Genomic DNA, 25,721 nt, shown 5'->3' on the forward strand with positions numbered 1-25,721 from the left:
TTTTTATTATATCGAGCATTGAGTCAAGCGTTTGACGCATCACGACAACACTATCGTAACGCTTTTTTTAATAAAATGTCAGGACGACACACAGCAAATCAACCCTATCAGGATGATAGCAAAAATCTATAGCCGCAATATCGCTACATTATAAAAATAATTATAGATATCAAGGAGAAAGTATTTTGAACGGTGTGATTGGCGTTATTAAATTCGTTATTGGACAGGTTTTTATCGTCGCGCTTGATGGAAGCCAGAGATTGCTGGTTGCCGGCGATCGGGTTTACAGCGGTGAAGAGGTTGTGACCGGTGCTAACGGCGCGGTTTCAATCACATTACCGGATGGCAAAACATTGGATCTGGGGCGTGATAGCCGCTGGAGCGATGTCAGTAATGCGTCTTCTCAGGGAAGCGCGGATGTTGCCAGTGATATTGCCGCGATACAAGACGCTATCGCTCAAGGGGCTGACCCGACACAGGTGCTGGAGGCCACTGCCGCAGGTAATGACGACACCGGAGAGGCGGGTGACGGCGGCGGCGGGCATTTCAACCCCACGGTCGTTCTGAACTTGACGGCCGAGGTCGTGACTACCCCGATTGGGTATGATACCGCGGGCATCTCGTTTACTGACCGAGCCTCATCCGTTCTGGATGGCGTAAATTCATCCACGTTGCTGACTGCGGCAACGGATACCACCGATACCACACCGCCTTCCGTCACCATTGTCATAAACAGTGATGGCACAATAAGTTTCGTTTTTACCAAACCGCCTGTTGGTTTTGACCTCACTGATATCAATGTAACAAATGGCTCAGTAACGAATCTGGTGCAGGATCCTAACGATCCCACGCGCTGGACAGCGACATTAACTCCCGCTGCCAATTTTGAGGGCGAAGTTCGGGTCAGCATTCCAGACGGCAGCTACACCGATGCCGCGGGTATTCCTGGGACAGGGGGAAGTGAAGGAATAACGGTCGATACCCTGCCTCCTGTTGCCTCAATTTCAATTGATGATGTGACATCTGATAACGTCATTAATGCCAGTGAATCCGGCCAGACGATTGTGGTCACCGGCAAGGTGGGAGATGAAGTCAAAGCGGGTGATGCAGTTACGGTGAAAGTCGGGACCGAGACTTACCAGACCACCGTCAATGCCGATGGTAAAACCTGGAGCGTCAACGTTCCGGGATCGGTGCTGGCCGCGAATGGCGATATCTCTGCCACCGTCACCACACGCGATGCGGCGGGTAACGTCACGACGGTAAACACTAATCACACTTACGGTGTTGATACGGTTGCGCCGACGGCGTCCATCTCTATCGACAATGTCACCAGCGATAACGTTATTAACGCGGCTGAGTCCGGCCAGACGATAGCCGTGACCGGTAAAGTGGATAACGACGTCAAAGTCGGTGATGCGGTTACCGTTAAAGTGGGTACCGAGACCTACCAGACCACCGTCAATGCCGATGGTAAAACCTGGAGCGTCAACGTTCCGGGATCGGTGCTGGCCGCGAATGGCGATATCTCTGCCACCGTCACCACACGCGATGCGGCAGGTAACGTCACCACCGACAATACCAGTCATGCTTACGGTGTGGATACGGTTGCGCCGACGGCTTCCATCTCTATCGACAATGTCACCAGCGATAACGTGATTAACGCGGCTGAGTCCGGCCAGACGATAGCCGTGACCGGTAAGGTCGATAACGACGTCAAAGCGGGTGATGCGGTTACGGTGAAAGTGGGTACCGAAACGTACCAGACCACCGTCAATGCCGATGGCAAAACCTGGAGCGTCAATGTTCCCGGTTCAGTACTGGCCGCCAATGGCGATATCTCTGCCAGCGTGACCACACGCGATCCGGCAGGTAACGTCACCACCGCCAATACGATTCACGCTTATGGCGTGGATACCGTTGCGCCGACGGCCTCGATTACTATCGATAACGTCACCAGCGATAACGTGATTAACGCGGCCGAGTCCGGGCAGACGATAGCCGTCACCGGTAAAGTCGATAATGACGTCAAAGCCGGTGATGCGGTTACCGTTAAAGTCGGCACCGAGACCTACCAGACCACGGTGAATGCCGATGGTAAAACCTGGAGCGTGAATGTTCCGGGTTCGGTGCTGGCCGCCAATGGCGATATCTCCGCCACGGTCACCACGCGTGATACCGCAGGCAATGTCACCACTGCAGACACGACTCATGCTTACGGCGTGGATACGGTCGCACCGACCGCGTCCATTACTATCGATGATGTCACGTCCGATAACGTGATTAACGCGACTGAGTCCGGGCAGACGATAGCGGTCACCGGTAAAGTCGATAATGACGTCAAAGCCGGTGATGCGGTTACCGTTAAAGTCGGCACCGAGACCTACCAGACCACGGTGAATGCCGATGGTAAAACCTGGAGCGTGAATGTTCCGGGTTCGGTGCTGGCCGCCAATGGCGATATCTCCGCCACGGTCACCACGCGTGATACCGCAGGCAATGTCACCACTGCAGACACGACTCATGCTTACGGCGTGGATACGGTCGCACCGACCGCGTCCATTACTATCGATGATGTCACGTCCGATAACGTCATCAATGCCAGTGAATCCGGCCAGACGATAGCGGTCACCGGCAAGGTGGATCACGACGTTAAAGCGGGTGATACGGTTACGGTTAAAGTGGGTACCGAGACCTACCAGACCACCGTCAATGCCGATGGCAAAACCTGGAGCGTGAATGTTCCGGGATCGGTGCTGTCCACGAATGGTGATATCTCTGCCACCGTCACCACACGCGATGCGGCGGGTAACGTCACGACGGTAAACACTAATCACACTTACGGTGTGGATACGGTTGCGCCGACTGCTTCCATCTCTGTCGACAATGTCACCAGCGATAACGTGATTAACGCGGCTGAGTCCGGCCAGACGATAGCCGTGACCGGTAAAGTGGATAACGATGTCAAAGCCGGTGATGCCGTTACGGTGAAAGTCGGGACCGAGACTTACCAGACCACCGTCAATGCCGATGGTAAAACCTGGAGCGTCAATGTTCCGGGTTCGGTGCTGGCCGCCAATGGCGATATCTCCGCGACGGTCACCACGCGTGATACCGCAGGTAATGTCACCACCGCCAATACGACTCATGCTTACGGTGTCGATACCGTTGCACCAACCGCGTCGATTACTATCGATAACGTCACCAGCGATAACGTGATTAACGCGGCCGAGTCCGGGCAGACCATTGCGGTCACCGGTAAGGTCGATAACGACGTCAAAGCCGGCGATGCCGTTACCGTTAAAGTGGGTACCGAGACCTACCAGACCACGGTGAATGCCGATGGTAAAACCTGGAGCGTGAATGTTCCGGGTTCGGTGCTGGCCGCCAATGGCGATATCTCCGCCACGGTCACCACGCGTGATACCGCAGGCAATGTCACCACTGCAGACACGACTCATGCTTACGGCGTGGATACGGTCGCACCGACCGCGTCCATTACTATCGATGATGTCACGTCCGATAACGTGATTAACGCGACTGAGTCCGGGCAGACGATAGCGGTCACCGGTAAAGTCGATAATGACGTCAAAGCCGGTGATGCGGTTACCGTTAAAGTCGGCACCGAGACCTACCAGACGACTGTCAATGCCGACGGCAAAACCTGGAGCGTGAACGTACCGGGTTCCGTGCTGGCCGCCAATAGCGATGTGAGCGCCACTGTCACCACGCGTGATACCGCAGGCAATGTCACCACCGCCAATACGACTCATGCTTACAGCGTGGATACCGTTGCGCCGACGGCTTCCATTACTATCGATAACGTCACCAGCGATAACGTCATCAATGCCAGTGAATCCGGCCAGACGATAGCCGTCACCGGTAAGGTCGATAACGACGTCAAAGCGGGCGATGCAGTCACCGTTAAAGTCGGCACCGAAACCTACCAGACCACAGTCAATGCGGATGGTAAAACCTGGAGCGTGAATGTTCCAGGCTCTGTATTGGCCGCCAATAGCGATGTGAGCGCGACGGTCACCACGCGTGACACCGCAGGTAATGTGACCACCGCCAACACGACTCATGCTTACGGTGTGGATACGGTTGCGCCAACCGCGTCCATTACTATTGACGATGTCACGTCCGATAACGTGATCAATGCGGCCGAGTCCGGCCAGACGATAGCCGTGACCGGTAAAGTCGATAACGACGTCAAAGCGGGTGATGCGGTTACCGTCAAAGTGGGTACCGAAACCTACCAGACCACCGTCAATGCCGACGGTAAAACCTGGAGCGTCAACGTTCCCGGTTCCGTATTGGCCGCCAATAGCGATGTGAGCGCGACGGTCACCACGCATGACACGGCGGGTAACGTCACTACTGCCAATACGACTCATGCTTATGGCGTGGATACGGTCGCACCAACTGCTTCCATTACTATCGACGATGTCACGTCCGATAACGTGATTAACGCGGCCGAATCCGGCCAGACCATTGTGGTGACCGGGAAAGTCGATAACGACGTCAAAGCGGGCGATGCGGTTACCGTTAAAGTCGGTACCGAAACCTACCAGACTACGGTGAATGCGGATGGCAAAACCTGGAGCGTCAACGTTCCGGGTTCGGTGCTGGCCGCCAATAGCGATGTGAGTGCCAGCGTGACCACACGCGATACGGCGGGCAACGTCACCACCGCGAATACCAGCCATGCTTACGGTGTCGATACCGTGGCGCCAACCGCGTCCATTACTATCGATAATGTCACGTCGGATAATGTAATTAATGCGGCCGAGTCCGGTCAGACGATAGCCGTGACCGGTAAAGTGGATCACGACGTTAAAGCGGGCGACGCGGTTACCGTTAAAGTGGGTACCGAAACCTACCAGACTACCGTCAATGCGGATGGCAAAACCTGGAGCGTCAATGTTCCCGGTTCCGTGCTGGCCGCGAATAGTGATGTGAGCGCCACGGTCACAACGCGTGACACCGCAGGTAACGTCACCATCGCAGACACCAATCACACTTACGGTGTCGATACCGTTGCACCAACCGCCTCGATTTCTATCGACAATGTCACCAGCGATAACGTGATTAACGCGGCCGAGTCCGGCCAGACGATAGCCGTGACGGGTAAGGTTGATAACGACGTCAAAGCGGGTGATGCCGTTACCGTTAAAGTCGGCACCGAGACCTACCAGACGACGGTGAATGCCGATGGCAAAACCTGGAGTGTCAATGTTCCGGGCTCTGTACTGGCGGCGAATAGCGATGTGAGCGCCAGCGTGACCACACGTGACACCGCAGGCAACGTCACGACGGCAAACACGACTCATGCTTATGGCGTGGATACGGTTGCGCCAACCGCCTCGATTTCTATTGATGATGTCACCAGCGATAACGTCATCAATGCCAGTGAATCCGGCCAGACGATAGCGGTCACCGGTAAAGTGGATAACGACGTCAAAGCGGGTGATGCGGTTACCGTTAAAGTGGGTACCGAGACCTACCAGACCACCGTCAATGCCGATGGCAAAACCTGGAGCGTCAATGTTCCCGGTTCAGTGCTGGCGGCGAATAGTGATGTGAACGCCACGGTCACCACGCGTGATACCGCAGGTAACGTCACGACGGCAAACACCAATCACACTTACGGTGTTGATACGGTGGCACCGACCGCGTCGATTACTATCGATGATGTCACCAGCGATAACGTCATCAATGCCAGTGAATCCGGCCAGACCATTGTGGTCACCGGTAAAGTCGATAACGACGTCAAAGCGGGTGATGCGGTGACGGTAAAAGTCGGCACCGAGACCTACCAGACCACCGTCAATGCCGATGGCAAAACCTGGAGCGTGAATGTTCCTGGTTCTGTATTGGCCGCCAACAGTGATGTGAGCGCGACAGTTACAACCCGTGACACCGCAGGCAATGTCACCACCGCGAATACCAGTCATGCTTACGGTGTCGATACCGTTGCACCGACCGCGTCTATTACCATTGACGATGTGACGTCGGATAACGTGATTAACGCCGCTGAGTCCGGCCAGACCATTGCGGTTACCGGCAAAGTCGATAACGACGTCAAAGCGGGCGATGCGATTACCGTTAAAGTGGGTACCGAGACCTACCAGACCACCGTCAATGCCGACGGTAAAACCTGGAGCGTCAACGTTCCCGGTTCCGTGCTGGCCGCCAACAGTGATGTGAGCGCTACCGTCACCACGCGTGACACCGCAGGTAACGTCACTACCGCAGACACCAATCATACTTATGGCGTGGATACCGTTGCGCCAGCCGCGTCGATTACTATCGATAACGTCACGTCCGATAACGTGATTAATGCGGCCGAGTCCGGGCAGACGATAGCCGTGACCGGTAAAGTCGATAATGACGTCAAAGCCGGTGATGCGGTTACCGTTAAAGTGGGTACCGAGACCTACCAGACCACCGTGAATGCGGATGGCAAAACCTGGAGCGTCAATGTTCCCGGTTCCGTATTAGCCGCCAATAGTGATGTGAGTGCCACGGTCACCACGCGTGATACCGCAGGTAACGTCACGACGGCAAACACCAATCACACTTACGGTGTTGATACGGTGGCACCGACCGCGTCGATTACTATCGATGATGTCACCAGCGATAACGTCATCAATGCCAGTGAATCCGGCCAGACCATTGTGGTCACCGGTAAGGTCGATAACGACGTCAAAGCGGGTGATGCGGTCACTGTTAAAGTCGGCACCGAGACCTACCAGACCACTGTCAATGCGGATGGAAAAACCTGGAGCGTCAACGTTCCGGGTTCTGTATTAGCCGCCAATGGCGATGTGAGCGCCAGCGTGACCACACGCGATGCGGCAGGCAACGTTACCACCGCAGACACCAATCACACTTACGGCGTGGATACGGTTGCACCAACCGCCTCGATCGCTATTGACGATGTGACGTCAGATAACGTGATTAACGCGGCCGAGTCCGGCCAGACCATTGCGGTCACCGGTAAAGTCGATAACGACGTCAAAGCGGGTGATGCGGTTACGGTGAAAATCGGTACTGAGACCTACCAGACGACCGTCAATACCGATGGCAAAACCTGGAGCGTCAATGTTCCCGGTTCAGTGTTGGCGGCGAATAGTGATGTGAACGCCAGCGTGACAACCCGTGATGCAGCAGGTAACGTCACCACCGCGAATACCAGCCATGCTTACGGTGTCGATACCGTTGCACCAACCGCGTCCATTACTATCGATAACGTCACCAGCGATAACGTGATTAACGCGGCCGAGTCCGGCCAGACGATAGCCGTGACCGGTAAAGTGGATAACGACGTCAAAGCCGGTGACGCGGTTACGGTTAAAGTCGGGACCGAGACCTACCAGACCACCGTCAATGCCGATGGCAAAACCTGGAGCGTCAACGTTCCGGGATCTGTATTAGCTGCGAATGGCGATGTCAGCGCCAGCGTGACCACTCGCGATCCGGCAGGCAACGTCACCACCGCGAATACGACTCACGCTTATGGCGTGGATACCGTTGCGCCGACGGCTTCCATCTCTATCGACAACGTCACGTCCGATAACGTGATTAATGCCGCTGAATCCGGCCAGACGATAGCCGTCACCGGTAAGGTCGATAACGACGTCAAAGCCGGTGACGCGGTTACCGTCAAAGTGGGTACCGAGACCTACCAGACCACCGTCAATGCCGATGGCAAAACCTGGAGTGTGAATGTTCCCGGTTCAGTGCTGGCGGCGAATAGTGATGTGAACGCCAGTGTGACGACACGCGATCCAGCAGGCAACGTCACCACCGCCAATACCAGCCATGCTTACGGCGTGGATACCGTTGCGCCAACCGCTTCCATCTCTATCGACAACGTCACGTCCGATAACGTGATTAACGCGGCCGAGTCCGGCCAGACCATTTTGGTCACCGGCAAGGTGGATAATGACGTCAAAGCGGGCGACGCGGTTACCGTTAAAGTCGGCACCGAGACCTACCAGACCACCGTCAATGCGGATGGCAAAACCTGGAGCGTCAACGTTCCGGGATCGGTGCTGGCCGCCAATGGCGATATCTCTGCCAGCGTGACCACACGCGATCCGGCAGGCAACGTCACCACCGCAGATACGACTCATACCTATGGTGTCGATACGGTGGCACCAACCGCGTCCATTACTATCGACAACGTCACGTCCGATAACGTGATTAACGCCAGCGAGTCCGGCCAGACGATAGCCGTCACCGGTAAGGTGGATAACGACGTCAAAGTCGGTGATGCGGTTACCGTCAAAGTGGGTACCGAGACCTACCAGACGACTGTGAATGCGGATGGCAAAACCTGGAGCGTGAACGTTCCCGGTTCGGTGCTGGCGGCGAATAGTGATGTGAGCGCGACGGTCACCACGCGTGACACCGCAGGCAATGTCACCACGGCGAATACCAGTCATGCTTATGGTGTCGATACGGTCGCGCCAACCGCTTCCATTACAATCGACAACGTCACGTCCGATAACGTGATTAACGCGACTGAATCCGGGCAGACGATAGCCGTGACCGGTAAAGTCGATAATGACGTCAAAGCCGGTGATGCGGTTACCGTTAAAGTGGGTACCGAGACCTACCAGACGACCGTGAATGCGGATGGCAAAACCTGGAGCGTGAATGTTCCAGGCTCTGTACTGGCGGCCAATAGTGATGTGAGTGCCACGGTCACCACGCGTGATACCGCAGGTAACGTCACGACGGCAAACACCAATCACACTTACGGTGTTGATACGGTTGCACCAACCGCGGCCATTTCTATCGATAACGTTACGTCCGATAACGTGATTAACGCGGCCGAGTCCGGCCAGACCATTGCGGTCACCGGTAAAGTGGATCACGACGTCAAGGCCGGCGATGCCGTTACCGTTAAGGTTGGTACTGAGACCTACCAGACCACCGTCAATGCCGACGGCAAAACCTGGAGCGTCAACGTTCCCGGTTCCGTATTAGCCGCCAATAGCGATGTGAGTGCCAGCGTGACCACACGCGATACGGCAGGTAACGTCACCACCGCCAACACGACTCACGCCTACGGTGTCGATACCGTTGCACCAACCGCCTCGATTACTATCGATAACGTCACCAGCGATAACGTGATTAATTCCGCCGAGTCCGGCCAGACGATTGCGGTCACCGGTAAAGTGGATCACGACGTCAAAGCCGGTGATGCCGTTACCGTTAAAGTCGGCACTGAGACTTACCAGACCACTGTCAATGCGGATGGAAAAACCTGGAGCGTCAATGTTCCGGGATCTGTGCTGGCGGCGAATGGTGATGTGAGCGCGACGGTCACCACGCGTGACACCGCAGGCAATGTCACCACGGCGAATACCACTCATGCCTACGGTGTCGATACGGTTGCACCGACGGCGTCGATTTCTATCGATAACGTGACGTCGGATAACGTAATTAATGCGGCCGAGTCCGGCCAGGCGATAGCCGTCACCGGCAAGGTGGATAACGACGTCAAAGTGGGTGATGCGGTTACCGTTAAAGTGGGTACCGAGACCTACCAGACCACCGTCAATGCCGATGGCAAAACCTGGAGCGTGAATGTTCCGGGTTCTGTATTAGCCGTCAACAGTGATGTGAGCGCCACGGTCACCACGCGTGATACCGCAGGTAATGTCACCACGGCGAATACCAGTCATGCCTACGGTGTCGATACCGTGGCACCAACGGCTTCCATTTCTATCGACAATGTCACCAGCGATAACGTGATTAACGCGGCGGAATCCGGCCAGACGATAGCCGTCACCGGCAAGGTGGATAACGACGTCAAAGTGGGTGATGCGGTTACCGTTAAAGTGGGTACCGAGACCTACCAGACCACCGTCAATGCCGATGGCAAAACCTGGAGCGTGAATGTTCCGGGTTCTGTATTAGCCGTCAACAGTGATGTGAGCGCCACGGTCACCACGCGTGATACCGCAGGTAATGTCACCACGGCGAATACCAGTCATGCCTACGGTGTCGATACCGTGGCACCAACGGCGTCCATTACTATCGATAACGTCACCAGCGATAACGTGATTAACGCGGCCGAGTCCGGCCAGACGATAGCCGTCACCGGTAAAGTCGATCACGACGTCAAAGCGGGTGATGCGGTTACCGTTAAAGTCGGCGCCGAGACCTACCAGACCACCGTGAATGCCGATGGCAAAACCTGGAGCGTCAATGTTCCGGGTTCTGTGTTGGCCGCGAATGGCGATGTGAGTGCCAGCGTGACCACACGCGATACGGCGGGCAACGTCACCACCGCGAATACCCATCATGCATACGGTGTGGATACGACTGCACCAGAAATTGATATTACAAATTTTGCTGGCAACGATGGATATGTCAGCCAGAGCGAGTCGAAAAACACGCTAGTCAGCGGGACCAGTAACGAGAAAAAAGTCGATCTGGTCTTTACCGATGTGAATGGTAAGTCGGTTACGCTGCATGACGTGCCTGTGACGAATGGTAAATGGCAGACAAATGTCGATCTGAGCACGCTAGCAGAAGGCAAGATTACCGCTGGAGCGACGGCGACTGATGCGGCAGGTAATCAGGCGCATGATAGCAGTCAGGCGATCATGGATATTACGCCGCCAGTTGCACACGACAATGCGGTATCTGGCACCGAAGACACGCCGCTCCATATTGGCTGGAGCGATCTGGGCGTATCGAGCGATACCACAAGCATCGTGATTTCGTCTTTACCGCCAGTCAGTGCGGGTACGCTCTATTTTAACGACAGCGGGAGTTGGAAAGCGGTCACGGTTGGGCAAACCTTTACCGCAGGTAACACCGATCTGCGCTTTACGCCTGTGGGCAATATCTCTGGCGCGTCGCTGGGTGATATTGGTTATCGTCCTGTTGATGTCGCAGGTAACACTGGTGATAAAGCCGCGCTGCACATTGGCATAACACCTGTAGCTGATGCGCCGGTAGTGAGCCTGAGCATCACCAGTGGCGCGACAACGCCGACCTCTTCGGAGATTATTAAGGTCAATGGCGGTAGCGCCAACGGTGGCTTTGACGTACAGAATGGGAAAATTGTCGCCGTCGGCAACGGTGTCCGCGTTTGGCTGACCGAAGGGGATCCGGTACCGACGGTGGTCGGTAATGGCAAGGTCGCGTACTACAGTCAGGGCAATACCAGCGGAGACGGCAGCTACAGCGATATCTTCGTTGTACATTCCAATAGCGGATATTTCTATCGACAGAGTGACTGGCCAGCCGATCGTAAGGATCATCGCGATCTGGATTCGTTTAACGGTAACCGGACGAATAACGGTAGCAGCGCGCATTCTGACTATGTGTTCGTCATGAAAGAGACGGGTTACACCTATAACGCAACCTATACCACGAACAACAATCAGGATACGTCGGTTAACACGCTGGACGGACTGAAAGTCAACTATACCGATGGCAGCGGCAAGTCTGGTTCGTTTACCACGCAGGTCAGCAACAATATTGAAGGCGTGATCTACAGCGACGGCACGACATACACGCCGGGTACTAACAGCGCGAAAGTGGAAACGGTGCCCGGACAGGCAGGGACGCAGACACATACGATTGATGTCTCGGCAGCTCTGACCGATCGCGACGGGAGTGAAACCCTGTCAGGGATTACGCTCACGGGGATCCCGAAAGGGACGGTGCTGACTGACCACATTAACAATGTGAAATACACCGTTGGCGACGATGGATCGTACCTCATCAAGAACGCCAATAATGCTCAGACGCTGGCTGGAAAGATTACGCTCGAGGTACCTGTTGATGCCGGTAAGTTCAACGTGGTTGCACAGGCAACATCGACAGAAATCGCCAACCACGACACGGCGACCGGGTATTCTGCCGGAGGCGTTGAACAGTACGGGATGAGCATCGGTACGATCGGTGACGACAAGATGTCTGGCACGCATAGCCATGATGTGATGGTCGCGGATGTCTCCGGTTTGCAGATCATTGAAGGCCAGAATTACAACATTGCCTTTATGGTCGATTCATCCGGCAGTATGTCGTCAACGGATATCGAGAATACGCGTACGTCGTTGAGCAACGTGTTTAAAAGCTTGATCAACAGTGCCAGCGGCGTGAATTCCGGTACGGTAAACGTTTTTCTGGCTGATTTTGATACCCAGGTGGGGAAAACTATCTCCGTGAACCTGAACGACGCCAGCGCGCTTAATAAGCTGACTGCCGTATTGAATTCAATGGTTGGGGGATCGGAGAAAGGCGGCGGAACCAACTATGAAGATGTGTTCAAGACGACGGCTAACTGGTTCCAAAGCGATGTGGTGAAAAATAATGTGGGGAATAACCTGACGTATTTCATCACAGATGGTGAGCCGACTTACTATCAGACCAATGAATCCAATGAAGTGCGCGTGAGTGACTGGTGGCAGTCGCTGAATATCGATAACATCGCCTACAAGCCAGGGCAGTCCTACTCTATGGATGTACGCGGTGCTGTACGCGAAGTCATTGATAGCAAAGGCAATGTCTACCAATATGCATGGAGTGATAAGAGCAATCAAGTCACGGGTAAGGTGATTGGTCAGGTACACGCACAGGGGGATGGAACGTATGAAATCTCCTCTCTGGGCGGCGTCGGTAACAACAGCAGTTACTGGGCGCAAGACTATCGCGGCAACTGGTATTGGGTTGATAATTCAGGCAACCGCGATGTCAGCAATACCAATGCGGCTGAGGCTTTCAATTTGTTGAAGAAGCAGTCGACCATTGAAGCGATCGGTATTGGTGCTGATCTAAATGGCGATACGCTGAAGCGCTATGACACTGACGGTGTGGTTCAGGATCACATTGATCCTGCTAACCTTAATAAAGCGATCCTGGGCAGCAGCGAATCAATACATGCCGGTAATGACCAACTGAGCGGTGGGTTGGGGAATGACATTCTGTTCGGCGATGTGGTGTCGTTTCCTAATATCGACGGCAACGGTATCACTGCCTTGCAGAACTACATCGGCAAGCAGTTAGGTATGCAAACCGGCGTGCCGACTGCCAAAGAGATGCATAGTTATATTGCCACGCACAGCGCGGAGTTTGATTTGTCGTCGGCGAAAGATGGCAATGACATACTCAACGGTGGGGCAGGGAATGATATTCTTTTCGGTCAGGGTGGAAATGACACGCTGATTGGCGGAGAAGGTAATGACCTGCTTTACGGCGGCGCGGGGGATGATATCCTGATCGGTGGCCCCGGAGGCGATACGCTCATCGGCGGTGCGGGCGCGGATATCTTTAAGTGGCAGGCTGGCGATATCGGCAACGATGTGATCAAAGACTTTAATGCCAAAGAGGGCGACCGGATTGATTTAAGCGATTTGGTTGGCGAACTGGAAGAGGGAACCGATATCAGCCGCTATATCCGTATCACTGATAATCACGGTTCACCGACGATTGAGGTTAGCACCGCAGGGAACTTTACGGCGGATAAAGGCGGAACGGTTGCAGTGTCGATTACGTTGGAACACTATAATGGTGCATTGCCGTCGCTTGAAAGTCTGATCAGCAAACCAGAACAGTCTAGCTGACGAAAAGGGGGGAGTCTGCCCGGCTCCTTTCTTTATCAAAAACTTAAAAGGTCTCCGAGAATGTTTTATATCCAGCGTGACAGTGATGGCCACCTGATGAAGGTAGAAAAGAGTCCTTTTCCTGAAATGAATGGCGAGTTGCCTGATGATTCGCGCGAGGCACAGGCTTGGCTCCGTAGCCATCAGGCGGCGATGTCCAGCTTGCAGCAACTGCGGCAAAGCGATCTGGAAATGGTGCGCGTGCTGGAGGATTTAATTCAGGTTTTGATCCAGAAAGGGGTGGTGAGCATTACCGATTTCCCTCAGGCCGCGCAGCTGAAGCTGATCAACCGTGCGCAGGCGCGTGAAGCGCTGAATGGCGGGTTGAACAAGCTGATTGGTGACGATGAAGAGACGATGTTTTAAGGAAAGGGTGTTTTGACGAAATAATGTTTAAAGAAAGCGTGTTTTAAGAAAAAATGTTTGAAGAAAGAATGCCTTAACGTCCCATCCCGCTGTTTCCTGCTTTTCAACACGTACCTTGTCAGTCAACACACCCCAGCTTCTCAAGATAGTCGAGAGACGCTGGGGCGTTATAACGCTGCTTACCCAAACGATGTCGCGTTAGGATCTGGCGGCTGGCGCGGGTTCACCCAGTAGCCGTCCCATGGCTCCCTGTAATCCCATATCCTGTAGCACTTTCAGCTCACCTGCGGTTTCAACGCGTTCAGCGATAAGCGGCAGGGCAATACTATTGGTGGCACGATACAGTGCTTCGATAAACATTTGCTTATCGCTTTCCTGATCGATATTACGGATGTAGCTGCCATCAACTTTCAGGTAAGCCAGCCCCCATTGGGACAGGTTGCCGATCATATTAAAGCGTCCACCAAAATGCTGGAGCCCCAGCGCACAGCCATGCTCATTCAATAATTTGATTAAGGCTTCCAGTTGGGCGCTGTCTGGCAATTGATTCTCATCCAGTTCCAGAATCAGTCGACTGGCAACATCCGGCTGATGTTTTAGCGGGGCAAGCAGATCGGCGAGCAGGTGACGATTCAGGACGGTGGCGCCAGACAGGCTCAGCGCGAGGTTGCCGTCGTGCTGGCGCAAATAATCCAACACTTCGCGCAGCATCGTCTGGTCCAGACGCGTATCCCAGCCAAAGCGTTGGATCCACGGCAGGAAACGGCCCGCGGCGATACTGTTTCCTTGCTCATCCTGAATGCGAGCCAGTACCTTGTGATGCAGTACCTGACTGGGATCGTCACACGCGACGACGGGTTGCAGGAAAAGCTGTAAGCGTTCCTGTTCAAGGATCGGGTCGAGCAGGTTAAACCATCTATGGCGATCGGTTTCGATCTGTTCGGCACTGACGGATGGGATCTCGCGAGGAGCGGTGGTATCGGTATTGCTTTCGGCTTGCGTGAGCGCCTGATCGCCCTGAATAAACAGGGATTGTGCAGTGTCGCCGGGACGGAAAGGCACCATACCGAATTGGGCGACAGGGGAGACGTCGGTTTCGCCCGTCAGGTGTAACGTTTCGATATTGCGCGTCAGTTCGCCAATCAGCGCATAGGCTTCTTTATCGACCAGTCCTGGGCAGAACAGCGCAAATTCTCCCCCGCGAATACGTGCCAGAAGACTTTCTGTATTCGTATGCTGCTTTTGTGTTTTACGCAGAATATGCCCAACAGAGGCTAACAGCGCATCGGTACGCTGGCCGCCCAGTCGCTGATTCATCCCCGCCAAATCTTGAACGCGAAGCATAATAAGGAAGCCGGGTGCGGTTTCTTCATCAGCCAGCTTATCGTTGAACTGCATGTCAAACGCACGCCGGTTATTTAATCCGGTTTGTGGATCCTGATAGGCATCCTGACGTAAGCGCTCGCTCCGTTCGGCTTCTTCTTCAAACAGCGTTTTGAGCTTGCTGACCATCAGATTCATCGCCTGTGCTACGCGACGAAATTCCGGCGTATTAGGTAAATCCGGCTGGCTAAGGAACTCTCGACGGGTAATCGCCAGCGACTGATCGACAATATAATCGAGGGGGCGTAACTGGCGGCGCAGGAACAGCGCGCCAATAAACACGCCCAGCGTGCCGCAGCCGAGCAGCCACAGGAAAGTTGCGGTACTGCTGCGCCACAGTCGGGTCACCGCGAACATCGGGTGGCTGATAACTTCGACTTTTGCTGCCTGTTCCCAGCCGCGCATCACGATGGCTTCGCCCGCGCCGGGTTGCAGGTTCACTAACCGGACAAACCAGCCCGGTACGTCAGGGATATCCGGTGATGCGGTACGCTCCAGCGTGACATTGCCGGTTTTTAAATCCCGCACGCGAATACTGGAAAAATAGCCGCTGTCGAAAATCGAGCTGACCATCAGTTCGACCATGGCCGGGTCATCGATATTCGGCGTCAGGGAAAGCCCAAGCGCGGTGGCGGCATCCTGAGCGTGAGAGTGAAGCTGGTTGTTGTACTGTTCACGCGAATTTTCCAGACTGACGAAAAAGCTCCCGCTGAAAATGATTAGCACAAACAGGCAGATGGCTATCAGTAGTTGTTTGTATAGAGACATAGCCTACCCTTACTCCTCAATTGAAAACCCTTCGGCACGCATTTTGGTTAATACATCCTGCCAGCGTGAAAGTCGTTTACTGTCACCGACGCGTTTGTTGCTGCCGCTGGCTCCGGGTAGCCAGAGGCCACCGCCATTAAAGGCGTACACCGGAACTAAATCAGTGCGCTCTGTCGCGGGTTGGATCTTGTCGGTCAGATTATCCAGCACCAGCGGAATCGAGGTGGGCGTTGGATAATAGGTGACCACCATATGCGCCTTATTCAGACGCAGGGCTTTAACATAGGTAATACGTAATTTATCCGCCGGGACGCCTAAATGGCGCAGCGTAAAATACTTGGCGAGCGCGTAATCTTCGCAGTCCCCGGCACCTTTACGTAGCGCCTCAATCGGGGTTGCCCAATAATCTTCCTGATTCCAAACGACAATATCATCACGGAACAGCATGCGGTCATTAAAAAATTGGTTCACGCTACTGAGTAGAACCTTTTCCTCTTTATTGCGGGAATTGGCCAACAGCGTCTGCCACTCGTCTATTCGGCGGCGAGCATCGGGCGTTGCCGGGCCATAAAGCTGCTCGGTACGCTGATTTATGGTAATAAAATCCCAGTCCGCGCGCAGAGAACCCGCCAGCAGAAACAGCAGACAGCTAATAAAGAAGAGCTTGTAACTGGAGAGTCTGAATCCGGGGAGTCGCACTGAGGTTTCTCTGTTTACCTTGCGAGGTGCATGTGGCGAGTGAATTCGATGCAGAATAGCGTACTTTCACAGACCCCAAAAGCATATATACCCTAAATAATTCGAGTTTCAGGCAGGCGGCAAGAGAAGGAATCCCGATGAGCTTACTGAGGTAAGTGATTCGGGTGACTGAATGCAGCCAACGCACATGCAACTTGAAGTATGACGGGTATAGTGGTGAAAATGGTGGTTTGTCATAAACATGTAGAAGCATGAGGTAGTGGAATGCATTCAGATGTGACGAATGGCGATAACCTTAATTTAGGTAAACTGGTTTCCGAAACGAGAAATCCGGCAACGATGGCGTTGGATCAGCTCCCTACACTGGAGATGATGCACGCGTTTAATCAGGAAGATCGGAAAGTGCCTGAAGCCATTGCGCAGGTTTTACCTGCGATTGCCGAAGCGGTCGATCTGGCGACGGCGTCGCTACAGGCGGGTGGGCGGCTGATCTATCTTGGCGCGGGCACCAGCGGTCGTTTAGGCGTACTGGATGCTTCAGAATGTCCGCCAACATTTGGCGTACCGCACGGGTTGGTGATCGGCCTGATTGCCGGTGGGCCGGGCGCACTGCTGAAGGCGGTGGAAGGTGCGGAAGACGATCCCGCACTCGGTGAAGCGGATTTAAAAGCGCTGGATTTAACCGCTGTGGATATGGTGATCGGTCTTGCGGCATCAGGACGAACGCCTTATGTGATTGGCGCACTGCGCTATGCGCGTGATGTAGGCTGCCGGACGGCGGCGATTTCCTGCAATCCGCATTCGCCTATCGCACAGGAGGCGCAGGTGGCGATTTCTCCCGTCGTTGGCCCGGAAGCGTTAACGGGTTCGACGCGGCTGAAGTCTGGAACGGCACAAAAATTAGTCCTGAATATGATTTCTACCGGCGTAATGGTTAAGCTGGGGAAGGTGTACCAGAATTTGATGGTTGATGTGAAGGCAACCAACGTGAAACTGTTGGACAGGGCTTGCCGTATTGTCGTTGAAGCGACGGGGGCCGAGCGGGAAAAGGCGCGGCAGGCGCTGGTGCTGGCGGATAATGAAGTGAAGCCTGCCATTCTGATGCTTCTGGCGAATATTGATGTGGCAGCGGCGCGTGAGCGCCTGAAACAACACAACGGTTATCTGCGTGAGGCGCTGATTGGCGGATAACATTATCTTGGTGTAAGTCGGGAGAAACGTTTTGAGTGATAAGCGAGAGCAACGCATTGTTTTTTTTGATCTGGATGGCACGTTGCATCAGCAGGACATGTTTGGCAGCTTTTTGCGTTTTTTACTTCGTCGGCTGCCGCTAAATCTGGTTCTGGTTATCCCGCTATTGCCCGTTATCGGACTGGGTTTATTGATTCGCGGCCGTGCTGCGCGGTGGCCGATGAGCTGGCTGCTGTGGGCGATTACGTTTGGGCGCGATGAAGAGGAACTGGTTCAACTGGAAAAGCAGTTCGTCGGCGCGTTTCGTCATGATGTTATCCCGTTTCCGCAGGTTCAGCAGCGGCTGAAAACCTATCTTGAAGATAGTGATGCGCAGGTGTGGCTGGTGACCGGATCGCCGCAGCGGCTGGTCGAACAGGTCTATCACGATTCCCCTTTTCTGCCCGGTGTTCGCCTGATGGGGAGCCAGATTACACGCCGCTACGGTGGCTGGGTATTGACGTTGCGCTGTCTGGGGCATGAAAAAGTCGTTCAGATGGAGCAGCGTCTGGGCGCGCCGCTCAAACTCTACAGTGGCTACAGCGACAGTAAACAAGACAACCCGTTGCTCTATTTCTGCGAACACCGCTGGCGGGTGACCCCCGACGGTAGCCTGCAACAGCTGGAATGATTTTTTCATCCTTTCATCTGATTTTTCATCTCTCCATATAGATATAATGCGCCGCCAAAATGTGAATTGTTGAATGAGGAAATGTGAGTCGCGTGAGTAATGATGAATACTGGATGCGCTATGCATTGACGCTGGCTCAGCGTGCACAGGATGAAGGCGAAGTGCCAGTTGGTGCGGTGTTGGTGTTGGATAATGAAGCCATTGGCGAAGGGTGGAACCGACCCATCGGACATCACGATCCTACCGCGCACGCTGAGATTATGGCGCTGCGGCAGGGAGGGCAGGTGTTGCAGAATTATCGCCTGCTAGATACCACGCTGTATGTCACGTTGGAGCCCTGCATCATGTGCGCAGGCGCGATGATACACAGCCGTATTGGCCGTTTGGTTTACGGTGCATCAGATGAGAAAACCGGGGCAGCGGGGTCGCTGGTGGACATTCTGCGTCACCCGGGCATGAACCATCAGATCGTGATTGAATCCGGCATTCTGGCTGAGGAATGTTCTGCAACGCTCAGCGCATTCTTTCGTCTGCGCCGTGAGCAGCATAAAGCCCGTCGGGCGGCAGAGAAAAACGCCGCGCAGGAATAGCATAATGCCGCGCGTTTAAGAACCGAGATACATACGGCGCGACCACCGGCGAGGCACCCCTGCGGGAACCTCATCCCCGTGTTTCTTCTAACATGGGGATGAAGTGACTAGCACTAACGCAGGCATTGCGGCGTTTTTCTTCCTTTATGTCGACTTATTCCGGCACCTTGTTGAGAGGAACGACCGGGTAGCCTTGTGCTATCTGAGTCTGTTGTTGCGCTTTAGTTTCTTTCTCTATCAGGTAGCCTTCCAGACTCACCATATAACGTCGAATGTTTTCCACGTAGTTATAGGCTTCATGTCCGCGTGCATAGCCGTAGGTGGTTTGCGTGTAGTAGCGCTTTTGGCTCAACATCGGCAGACGCATCTTCACATCAACCCAACTATCGGGGTTACCCTTCTGTTTTTCAGTCAATTTACGCGCGTCAAGCAGATGGGCGTACCCCATGTTGTAGGACGCCAGCGCAAACCAGATTTTTTCATCTTCCGGGATGGTGTCCGGCATTTTCTGCATCATATGCGACATGTACTGCGCGCCGCCGCGAATACTTTGTTCCGGATCGACGCGATCGGTCACGTTCAGGCTTTCTGCGGTGTTGCGTGTGAGCATCATCAGCCCACGCACGCCGGTCGGTGATGTCGCCTGTGGGTTCCAGTGTGATTCCTGATAGGAGATGGCGGCCAGCAGCTTCCAGTCGATCTCGGTGGCGTATTTTTCAAATAGAGGGCGTAAATCCGGCAACGTTTCATCAATCGCACTCAGGAATGTGGTGGTATCGACATAGTCAAACTCACCAACGTGGCCGAGATATTTCTCCTCCAGACGCGCGAGCGTGCCGTCTTCGACAATCTGGCTGAAGAAGTCCAGCAGCGCGGCAGACAGGCTGTCATCGTGCGAACGGCGCATATACCAGGTGACGGGCTCTTCGTCACTGAGATCGAAGGCGACGGCGAGCTGCGGATGAATTCGCTGCATCAAGCCAATGGTGACGGAATCCCCCAGCGTGTAGTCCAGCTTGCCGTCAGCAACCTGCTTGAGTAATTCTTGCGTGCTCTGGTCGGAGGCCGATTCCCAGCTGAGCTGCGGGTATTTCTCTGCCTTGAGATCGCGCAGGGTCGCAGCGTGCGCGGAACCGGATGTAACGACGAGTCGGCCTTGCAGCTTATCCAGGGTTTTTGGACGAGGCGAGCCGAGGCGGTAGACCATCTGTTGTGAAATGGAATAGTAGGTTGGGCCAGCACGGAAGCGTTCCAGACGCTCATGGTTGTAAATCAGCCCTGCGGCCAGCAGATCGGCATCGTCACCGTCCAGATCGTCAAACAGTTCGTCAAGGTTTTTACGTGACGAAACCACCAGCTTGACGCCGAGGTAGTCGGCGAAACGTTTTGCCAGTTCATAATCCAGACCTGTCGGGGATCCGTTGCTCATTGCATAAGTCAGCGGTGAATTAACCGTACTGATACGCAACTCACCGCGTGAGAGGATCTGCCTGAGCTGAGCATCCTGGCTACTGCGCCAGGGAATACTAGGCCATAGCGCTAACGCCAGCAGTAACGTGATAATCCCGATGAAAAAATAATTTAATTTTAAAGGCTTCAAATAGTTATCTCTCGGCGGCCGTATGGCCAGTCTGTCTGTAACGGCAGTTTTTTTATACGTCATTTCCCAGAGTGGGGGCATTTTGCTTAACAAACCGCCAGTGTGCAACTTTTATTGATTTGGTCACCGATTAATCATTCTCCTCATGCGAAGTGAAATTATCGCCACGCAAACGGTTTCGTCCGGGGGAAGGATTCTCTATAATGTGCGCGTTTCCCCCCTGTTGTGCCCAATGGCTGTATCGCAGCCAGTGCATCGAAGACGAGAGAACTTTAGATTATGGAAATACTGCGTGGTTCACCTGCTTTATCGGCTTTTCGTATTAATAAATTGCTGGTCCGCTGCAAAGAGCACGTTTTGCCGGTCAGCGATATCTATGCTGAATACGTACATTTCGCCGATGTCAGCGCCCCGCTGAACAACGATGAACAGGCCAAACTGACACGTTTGCTGAAGTATGGTCCTTCTCTCGCGGAGCACGAGCCGCAAGGCCATCTGTTACTGGTCACGCCGCGTCCCGGCACGATTTCCCCGTGGTCTTCTAAAGCAACGGATATCGCTCATAACTGTGGATTAAGCAAGGTACTGCGTCTGGAACGTGGTCTGGCTTTCTATATTCATGCGCCTACGCTGAGCGATGAACAGTGGCAGCAACTGGGGGCATTGCTGCATGACCGGATGATGGAAAGCGTATTTAGCGACCTGAAACAGGCCGAAGCGCTGTTCTCTCATCATCAGCCTGCACCTTTCAAACGCGTTGAAATTCTGCTGCAAGGGCGCCAGGCGTTGGAAGACGCGAACGTCCGTCTGGGACTGGCATTGGCGGAAGATGAAATTGATTATCTGCTGGAAGCCTTCACCAAACTGGGCCGCAATCCTAACGATATCGAATTGTATATGTTCGCACAGGCGAACTCTGAACACTGCCGCCACAAGATTTTTAACGCTGATTGGGTGATCGACGGCGTTGCTCAGCCGAAGTCACTGTTCAAAATGATCAAAAACACTTTTGAACACACGCCCGATCACGTTCTCTCAGCCTATAAAGATAACGCCGCTGTCATGGAAGGCTCCGCCGTCGGCCGTTTCTACACTGATACCAAAGGGCAATATGCTTACCATCAGGAAGATGCACATATCCTGATGAAGGTTGAAACGCATAACCACCCAACCGCGATTTCTCCGTGGCCGGGCGCAGCAACAGGGTCTGGTGGTGAAATTCGTGATGAAGGCGCAACAGGTCGTGGCTCCAAGCCGAAAGCGGGTCTGGTGGGCTTTTCTGTATCGAATCTGCGTATTCCTGGCTTTATTCAGCCGTGGGAAGAAGAAGAGTTCGGCAAGCCAGAGCGTATTGTCAGCGCGCTGGATATCATGACCGAAGGCCCACTGGGCGGCGCGGCATTCAACAACGAATTTGGCCGTCCTGCACTGACGGGTTATTTCCGTACTTATGAAGAACGTGTCGATAGCCACAATGGTACCGAACTGCGCGGCTACCACAAACCGATCATGCTGGCGGGCGGTATCGGCAACATCCGCGCCGATCACGTTAAGAAAGGTGAAATCAGCGTCGGCGCCAAGCTGATTGTGCTGGGCGGGCCGTCCATGAATATCGGTCTGGGCGGTGGTGCCGCTTCCTCTATGGCATCAGGCCAGTCTGATGCGGATCTGGATTTTGCTTCGGTACAGCGCGATAACCCGGAAATGGAGCGCCGCTGTCAGGAAGTGATCGATCGCTGCTGGCAATTAGGTGAAGCCAACCCGATCCTGTTCATTCACGATGTCGGTGCGGGTGGCTTGTCCAATGCGATGCCGGAGCTGGTGAGCGACGGTGGACGCGGTGGGCGCTTTGAACTGCGCGATATTCTGAATGACGAGCCGGGCATGAGCCCGCTGGAAGTCTGGTGTAATGAATCGCAGGAGCGCTACGTTCTGGCCGTTGCGCCAGAGCAGTTGGCACAGTTTGATGAGATTTGCCGCCGTGAACGCGCACCTTATGCGGTGATTGGCGAGGCGACGGAAGAACTGCATCTGACGATGAACGATCGTCACTTTAACAACAAGCCTATCGATTTGCCGCTGGATGTGCTGCTGGGTAAAACGCCGAAAATGCTGCGTGATGTTGAACGCAAGCAAGTTGAAGGCACACCGCTACAGCGTGATGAAATCTATCTGGCCGAAGCTGTCGAGCGCGTGCTGCATTTGCCTGTGGTGGCAGAAAAAACCTTCCTGATCACCATTGGCGACCGCTCTGTTACTGGCATGGTCGCGCGCGATCAGATGGTTGGCCCGTGGCAGGTTCCGGTGGCTGACTGTGCGGTGACTACCGCCAGCCTTGACAGCTATTACGGCGAGGCGATGTCTATTGGCGAACGTGCGCCAGTTGCGCTGCGTAACTTCGCGGCCTCTGCGCGTTTGGCCGTCGGTGAAGCGCTGACGAACATTGCTGCTACACACATTGGCCCGCTGACTCGCGTGAAGCTGTCTGCGAACTGGATGGCGGCAGCGGGGCATCCGGGTGAAGATGCCGGGCTGTATGAAGCGGTGAAAGCCGTGGGTGAGGAGCTGTGCCCGGCGCTGGGTCTGACGATCCCGGTGGGTAAAGATTCCATGTCGATGAAAACCCGCTGGCATGAAGAGGGGGAAGATCGCGCGGTCACCTCGCCGATGTCGCTGGTAATCTCTGCGTTTGCTCGTGTGGAAGACGTGCGTAACACGGTCACGCCACAGCTACGTACCGGACAGGATAATGCACTGCTGCTGATCGATTTGGGCGCAGGCAATAAAGCGCTGGGCGCGACGGCGCTGGCGCAGGTTTATCGTCAGTTGGGTCGTAAGACGGCAGATGTGCATAGTCCAGAGCAACTGGCGGGCTTCTTTAATGCTATGCAGCAGCTGGTTGCGGATAAGGCGCTTCTGGCTTACCACGACCGTTCAGACGGCGGCCTGCTGGTTACGCTGGCTGAGATGGCGTTTGCTGGCCACTGTGGCATTACTGTCGATATCGCTTCTCAGGGCGAGGATACGCTGGCGACGCTGTTTAACGAAGAGCTTGGTGCTGTCATTCAGATTCCGGCTGCCCGCCGTGCTGAAGTGAATGCTGTTCTGGCACTGCATGGTCTGGCAGATTGCGTGCATTATCTCGGTCAGGCTGAAGAAGGAACGCGTTTCACCATCAATAAGGGTGCAGAAGCGATTTATCAGGAAAGCCGTTCAACGCTGCGTCGCTGGTGGGCAGAAACCAGCTGGCAGATGCAGCGCCTGCGCGATAACCCGCAGTGTGCCGATCAGGAACATATCGCCAGACAGGATGATAACGATCCCGGCCTTAACGCGGCGCTGACCTTCAATCCACAGGAAGATATCGCAGCACCTTATATTGCGAAGAATGTCCGGCCTAAAGTGGCTGTCCTGCGTGAGCAGGGGGTTAACTCTCACGTAGAAATGGCGGCGGCATTCCACCGCGCTGGCTTTGATGCCATTGACATCCATATGAGTGACCTGCTGGCGAATCGCCGTAACTTGCAGGATTTCCAGGCTTTGGTTGCCTGCGGTGGCTTCTCTTATGGTGACGTGCTGGGAGCTGGCGAAGGTTGGGCGAAGTCCATTCTGTTCAACTCTCGCGTGCGTGATGAGTTCGCGGAATTTTTCCTGCGTCCGCAGACGTTGGCGCTGGGCGTATGTAACGGTTGCCAGATGATGTCTAACCTGCGTGAACTGATTCCAGGTGCCGATCTCTGGCCGCGTTTTGTCCGCAATAAATCCGATCGCTTTGAAGCTCGCTTCAGCCTGGTCGAAGTGCAGAAAAGCCCGTCGTTGTTCATGAATGACATGGCTGGATCGCGCATGCCGATTGCCGTTTCACACGGAGAAGGTCAGGTTGAAGTCCGCGACGATGCCCATCTGGCGGCGATTGAAGAACACGGTCTGGTGGCGCTGCGTTACATCAACCACTACGGTCAGGTCACTGAGAACTATCCGGCTAACCCGAATGGCTCGCCAAACGGTATTACGGCGGTAACCAGCACTAGCGGTCGGGCAACGGTCATGATGCCGCACCCTGAGCGTGTGTTCCGTACTGTCAGTAACTCCTGGCACCCGGAAGAGTGGGGCGAGGATGGCCCGTGGATGCGTATGTTCCGCAATGCGCGCAGACAGCTGGGCTAAGCGAATATTAGTCAGATAAAGGGGCTTCGGCCCCTTTTTTACGTCCGTTCTTTCCGATTGTCGTTTTTTTGCGACGGACTGGTTTTTTGTTGTCTCTAATTGGTGACATTTAACGTGTTGATTTATATGAGCGGCGTGACAGCGTTATAAAGCTGTCTGTTTTTAGCGACATAAATCGGCTTTTTTGCGCGTGTTACTGTTATTGGCATTGCGGATAATGAATTTCTCGGTAAAGGTTAGAGTAAAAATTATTTATAATCAGTGTGTTAATTTTATTTATTGATAGTTGGCATGATAAGTGCAATATAACTCGTGTTGCTCATTCAACTGGTTATGATTGCGTTGCTGACTGGCAAATATTTTCGCTCATAACATCTGGAATGATGCCAAAAGAAAGGGTGCCTATCGTCCACCAGACCGATAACAGGGCGTGAAAACGAACGTTATCAAGCATCGGGCGACACGTTGAGTGAGGCACCGCCTATTCAGTCACGCGGCCAGAGGGAGCGATTCTTCTGGCCGCGTGACGTTTTACTCCCCGTCACCCCTCCTCCAGAGAATTCAATCCCCCTTTGATTGCTTGTTACGGCATTCATGCTGTATTGCGAAGCGTTGCGCATGTCGTAAGGGAAAACGTTGAACTTTTATAA

At 54.1% G+C, this 25,721-nt stretch carries 9 protein-coding genes; 6 read left to right on the plus strand and 3 right to left on the minus strand.

The window, feature by feature from the left end; all coding sequences use genetic code 11:
• Positions 1-185: 185 nt before the first annotated feature.
• The gene (locus AB8809_RS06075; protein ID WP_369987220.1) at positions 186-13,598 is read left to right on the plus strand and encodes an Ig-like domain-containing protein; all 13,413 of its coding nucleotides are present in this window, start codon (positions 186-188) and stop codon (positions 13,596-13,598) included.
• 60 nt (positions 13,599-13,658) lie between these two features.
• Positions 13,659-14,003, plus strand: coding sequence for a hypothetical protein (locus AB8809_RS06080; protein WP_015841232.1), 345 nt, complete (start codon positions 13,659-13,661; stop codon positions 14,001-14,003).
• Between the two features lie 198 nt (positions 14,004-14,201).
• On the opposite strand, the gene lapD is transcribed toward AB8809_RS06080, so the two are convergent.
• On the minus strand, positions 14,202-16,154 hold the full coding sequence (lapD, locus tag AB8809_RS06085) for a cyclic di-GMP receptor LapD (RefSeq protein ID WP_015841231.1): 1,953 nt from the start codon (positions 16,152-16,154) through the stop codon (positions 14,202-14,204).
• A 9-nt stretch (positions 16,155-16,163) separates the two neighbouring features.
• Entirely contained in the window at positions 16,164-16,853 is a 690-nt protein-coding gene (gene lapG, locus AB8809_RS06090; RefSeq protein ID WP_015841230.1) for a cysteine protease LapG, read from the minus strand.
• A gap of 264 nt (positions 16,854-17,117) precedes the next feature.
• Here lapG and murQ point away from each other — a divergent pair, with 264 nt between their 5' ends.
• From murQ to tadA, 3 genes are all read left to right on the plus strand, one after another.
• Complete coding sequence (gene murQ, locus AB8809_RS06095) at positions 17,118-18,044, plus strand: N-acetylmuramic acid 6-phosphate etherase (protein ID WP_349855884.1); 927 nt, start codon at positions 17,118-17,120, stop codon at positions 18,042-18,044.
• Between the two features lie 31 nt (positions 18,045-18,075).
• Entirely contained in the window at positions 18,076-18,714 is a 639-nt protein-coding gene (gene yfhb / locus AB8809_RS06100) for a phosphatidylglycerophosphatase C (RefSeq protein WP_015841228.1), read from the plus strand.
• Positions 18,715-18,827: 113 nt separating this feature from the next.
• Positions 18,828-19,304: a tRNA adenosine(34) deaminase TadA gene (tadA, locus tag AB8809_RS06105; protein WP_043881813.1), complete on the plus strand. Its 477-nt coding sequence runs from the start codon at positions 18,828-18,830 to the stop codon at positions 19,302-19,304.
• Positions 19,305-19,458: 154 nt separating this feature from the next.
• Here tadA and mltF read toward each other — a convergent pair whose 3' ends face one another.
• Positions 19,459-20,985, minus strand: a complete 1,527-nt coding sequence (gene mltF, locus AB8809_RS06110; protein WP_369987223.1) for a membrane-bound lytic murein transglycosylase MltF — start codon at positions 20,983-20,985, stop codon at positions 19,459-19,461.
• Positions 20,986-21,183: 198 nt separating this feature from the next.
• Between mltF and purL the strand changes: the two genes are divergently transcribed.
• On the plus strand, positions 21,184-25,071 hold the full coding sequence (purL, locus tag AB8809_RS06115; RefSeq protein WP_015841225.1) for a phosphoribosylformylglycinamidine synthase: 3,888 nt from the start codon (positions 21,184-21,186) through the stop codon (positions 25,069-25,071).
• Positions 25,072-25,721 lie beyond the last annotated feature (650 nt).

The organism is Pectobacterium aroidearum (assembly GCF_041228105.1).
Lineage (GTDB): Bacteria > Pseudomonadota > Gammaproteobacteria > Enterobacterales > Enterobacteriaceae > Pectobacterium > Pectobacterium aroidearum.